The sequence below is a fragment of the Coleofasciculus sp. G3-WIS-01 genome, from assembly GCF_040223135.1.
In the GTDB taxonomy this organism is placed as follows: Bacteria; Cyanobacteriota; Cyanobacteriia; order Cyanobacteriales; family Coleofasciculaceae; genus Coleofasciculus.
Window position 1 is genome coordinate 1 of the sequence record NZ_JAVJZI010000087.1, and the last position, 4,254, is coordinate 4,254.

Sequence of the window (4,254 nt, forward strand, 5' to 3'; positions counted from 1 at the left end):
TTGTTGCAGCGAAGCACGGGGTTAATCGTCGTGCCTTCACCTGGACCCTTCAAACCTCACCACATTGAGTGGTTCGGTTTGACCTCTATCCCTCCCCAACCTGCTTCGCTGAGGTTGGGGTCTCACGAGGTAAAGCGATGATGATGAAGGCTCAAGACATCATGACCACAGATGTGGTGACCATTCGCGGTTCAGCGACTGTAGCTGACGCCGTGGATTTGATGAACGATATGGGTCTGCGGGCTTTAATTGTAGATCGCCGCCATGACCAAGATGCTTATGGCATTCTGACGGAAACTGATATTGTTTATAAAGTTATTGCCTATGGCAAAGATCCCAAAAAAGTGCGGGTTTATGAAATAATGAATAAGCCCTGCATTGTGGTCAATCCTGACCTCGGCGTGGAATACGTGGCGCGATTATTTGCCAATACGGGTATTCGCCGCGCTCCGGTGATCAAGGATAAACTGCTGGGCATTATCTCTATTACCGATATTTTGACCAAAGGAGACTTCCTCGAAAAACCCAAGAGTGTAGTCCTTGAAGACGAAATCCGCAAAGCTGTAGAAGAAGCACGAGCAGTCTGCGCCCAAAAAGGTCCAACTTCTAAAGAATGTGCCGCCGCCTGGGATATTGTGGAAGAACTGCAAGCTGAAGCTGCACACCAACGGGCAGAAAAGCTCTCTAAAACAGCGTTTGAGGAATACTGCGAAGAGTATCCTGAAGCCATGGAATCTCGAATTTATGAGAGTTAATCTGACTTGAGATTTTACCGGGCTACCCGGAAAACAAAGCTAAATCCGCTCGTGATATCCTCCACCACCCTAATCTTTGATGGGGTGGTGGCTTTTTTGGCAATTCGGGCTTACTTGAATAGAGGTAGTACATTTTTGGGCAGAACTGGGCTAGGATAATTTTGCTGTTGGATAAATGAACAACTGTTGCGAGCCAATTGGGTCAGGAGAATCGGGCAGAATGAAAAAAAGAGTTATGTCATCTTTGATTGTCGCTGTTATCACGACAAGTTTAATTCCTAGTCCAGGTAGGACTGAGAATATAAGTAACGACTCAACGCCCGATGCTCGCCAAATCAGTCAGTTATTTTATCCACCACCCAGCGAGGAACCGACGTTTCGGGTTATTGGCAAAGGTAGAGCCAGTCAGCCTGCCGATAGAGCCAGTCTCCTATTCAAATTTGCCAGAAACTATTCTTCGCCGCCAGAGGGGGTATTATCTCAGTTTGAAACACAAGAGGTAATCACACTAGAGATGCTGCAACCAATCCTGGATGCTCTCAAAGCGATTGGCGTCTCTGATCAGGCGATTGACTTAGAAATCATTGAACCCAGCGCCAGCTTTTTGCCCTTTCCCTTTCCCTCCACAGCCACAGAGGGAGGAGCGCAACTCGTGGTAACGGTGGAAAATCCCAGCCGCGATCGCTTAGAGGAGATTGTCAATACCGCAACGGATGCAGCCAACCCCATTGAAGAGATTCTTATCAGTACAGTTAACGTAGAATATTCGGTGAATAACTGTCAAGCCCTAGAGCAAGTCGCTTATCAATCAGCCATCCAGGATGCCCAAAACCGAGCTAACAGCATTGCGGCGGCGACGGGAACTCGACTCAGACTGGTGCCATCGGTAGCCGAACCATTCTATGGCGTTTTCTTACCGGGATGTAACTCACAGGGGAATTTACCATTTGGCAGTAACACCTCATCTCCTTACGATCCCGATGATCCTGTAGAAGTTACGGTAAATAAGGATATCTTTGTCACCTATACAGGGCGCTAGAGCTTTAAGCTGTCATCAATGAATAATTAATAATTTATAATTGACAATTGATTAATTGGGTCTAAGATCTCTTCGTTTACGAAGAAATTAAAAAAGATTTTCCTTAATTTCAATCCTCTTCTTTTAAGGAGAGGTCATTATCCATTGTTCATTATCCATTGTCAATTTGTGAACTTTAGAGTAAACGAGACAGTAGCAAATAAATCAGGCGAAATAAAGCCGTTACCGCGATCGCGCCGACTGCGGCAAACGCTCCAACCACGATGACGGCTGGGATTGACTTACCAGCTGTCGCCGTTGTGGTGATGAATGGGTGGACTCATCGTTAAATAGCGTCTGTAATCGCTGCGGTAGCCAAGATGTTGAACGGATTTCCTGCAGGCAGTTTCCAGACGATTGAATGAGAGAGTGCGATCGCGCGTTTTATGGGTTGCATTCCAATAGAATCTAATCTTTACCTCTTGGATAAAAAAGATAAAGACAACAGAAAAACGAGGAATGGTCAAAACTCAAAACTTATTTCCCTTCTGAGGGCGATAGCAGAGTCTGAACAGTTAAAACCTGTGGTGGTGTTGCATCAGCCGGATAGATAAAATCAACCTCGACCAAACGGCGATCGCCTGGTGGCATTTTCAGCGTCAGCAATGGTTCCCCAGCTTGACCCCGCCGTTGCACCAAATGAACTGAACGGGTGCGGACTAACCCTCGGTCATCGGTATAGCGCAGTTGTACTGTACCTCGGAAGAAAACCTGGGAATCAGGAGGGTTTAAGAAGTGCAATTCGTCGGCGTTTCCCTCAGGTTTAAGTGGGGTTTGAATCGCCAAGGTTACGGTTTGTGAAGTATCCGTCCGGTTGATCAAAGGCAAAGTGAGGTGATATTGCACCCCATAATTTCCATGGGCGCGATAAGCTGTATCCGGATAACGAACCTTCAAGGGTGCACTCTGAACCTGATCCGTGCCTAAGGTGACAAAAGGTACAGTACTCAGGGGATAGGAAAACCCTTGACCGGGTTGGGGAATACTCAGATCCGACTCACCCGGACTATCTACCACCTGAGTACGCCATTGAGAACCCAAAGCCACACCCGCAACCCGACCATAGACAATCTTACCGTTGGTTTGGTCTGGCGGTGTTGGGATGCGATCGCGTGGTCCTGCTAAATTACCTTTAAATAATAAATACCGCCATTCGTCGAGAGTAGGCGGACGATAGGGAAGTCCAGATTCTCCTTGAGGTTTCCCATCCGCTTTGTCATCAGAATTCAAGGGTGCATACATGGCTAAACTTGCCATATAAACGGGTCGATTGGTTCGCAGACGCATCAACGTAGACCGGGAATTGCCTAAAGCGATGGGTAAATTAAATAACATTTCGCTCTGTTGCGGCGCAATAATAATTTGAGAGGGAAACGATGATTGATGCACGCCACGCAGGATATCGGTAGCCACCCGTGAACCGGGACCCGAATAGACCAAGCCAAAGGGATTGTCCAGATAGGGCGGTAAATCGACAAAAGGAGCATCCGGATTGGTCACATAACTTACCGCTTGCAAAATATCCAGCGTTATAGGTTGACTTCCAGCATTGTGAACCAGAACCCCTTGGTACATGGGTCGCCATTCCTCTGGCGTATTCGAGCGGGCGATATGATGAGCAAATATATCAAAGCGTCCAGAAAGAGGCAAATTTAAATGAGCGCCAGGACTAGCTTTTCCATAGGGTGGAAAGGTTGACAGTAAAATCCCCTCGGTTTGGATCACTTCTGGGCTATTGCTATTAAATACCGGCACCTGATCCAGTTGTCCTGGTAACGGTCGTATTTGTTGGGGTTGTACCACCAATTCCTGGGTGGGAGGAGGAGTTGGGGTTACCGGGGGGACAGGGATAACTTGAGCCAGCGAAAAATTGGCGAATAAAAGCAGCATCAACGAAGGGGTTTTCCAACCTCACACACAACAACAGTTCTTAGTTTCAGCGTTTCACTCCCGTCATCAGCAATAAACTGGCAACAATGGCTGAGTGATTAGGTATAGACCGATACTCGAACTGCCGATTTATTATCTTAGCAGGGGTTTGGGGAGTCGTAAGACCCACGCTGTAATCTGTGATTCAGCGCTCTTGATACACGACTCCCCAAGGTTAATTTAGGTAACTCAATGTTGCCTAAATTAACATTTATAGCTAGGCAGCTCTCTGATAAATGTCTTATGATAGGGGTATGCTGACATTTAACTATTGCTACCGAATCTACCCAGATGCCACTCAAGAAAAACGGTTGATTGAGTGGATGGAAATTTGCCGCAGTGCCTACAACTATGCACTGGGGGAGATAAAGGATTGGTGCAATAGCCGCAAATGTTTGATTGATAGATGTTCCCTGGTGCATGAGTACATCATCCCAGCAGATACCCCATTTCCCGGTGAACTAAGGCAGCTTAACAATTTGCCAAAGGCTA

At 46.9% G+C, this 4,254-nt stretch carries 4 protein-coding genes; 3 read left to right on the forward strand and 1 reads right to left on the reverse strand.

The genetic code is table 11. The features are described 5' to 3' along the window. Nucleotides 1-137: 137 nt before the first annotated feature. Both RIM23_RS09105 and RIM23_RS09110 read left to right on the forward strand, forming a co-directional pair. Nucleotides 138-755 (forward strand): CP12 domain-containing protein, encoded by a 618-nt coding sequence (locus RIM23_RS09105; RefSeq protein WP_446357968.1) that lies wholly within the window; start codon nucleotides 138-140, stop codon nucleotides 753-755. Nucleotides 756-990: 235 nt separating this feature from the next. Further along, on the forward strand, nucleotides 991-1,794 hold the full coding sequence (locus RIM23_RS09110) for an SIMPL domain-containing protein (protein ID WP_446366361.1): 804 nt from the start codon (nucleotides 991-993) through the stop codon (nucleotides 1,792-1,794). Nucleotides 1,795-2,310: 516 nt separating this feature from the next. Here the strand turns inward: RIM23_RS09110 and RIM23_RS09115 are convergent. Next, nucleotides 2,311-3,723, reverse strand: a complete 1,413-nt coding sequence (locus tag RIM23_RS09115; protein ID WP_446366363.1) for a DUF3370 domain-containing protein — start codon at nucleotides 3,721-3,723, stop codon at nucleotides 2,311-2,313. 293 nt (nucleotides 3,724-4,016) lie between these two features. Here RIM23_RS09115 and RIM23_RS09120 point away from each other — a divergent pair. Beyond that, nucleotides 4,017-4,254 (forward strand): helix-turn-helix domain-containing protein (locus tag RIM23_RS09120; protein ID WP_446366365.1); only part of this gene is annotated, 238 nt, incomplete at its 3' end.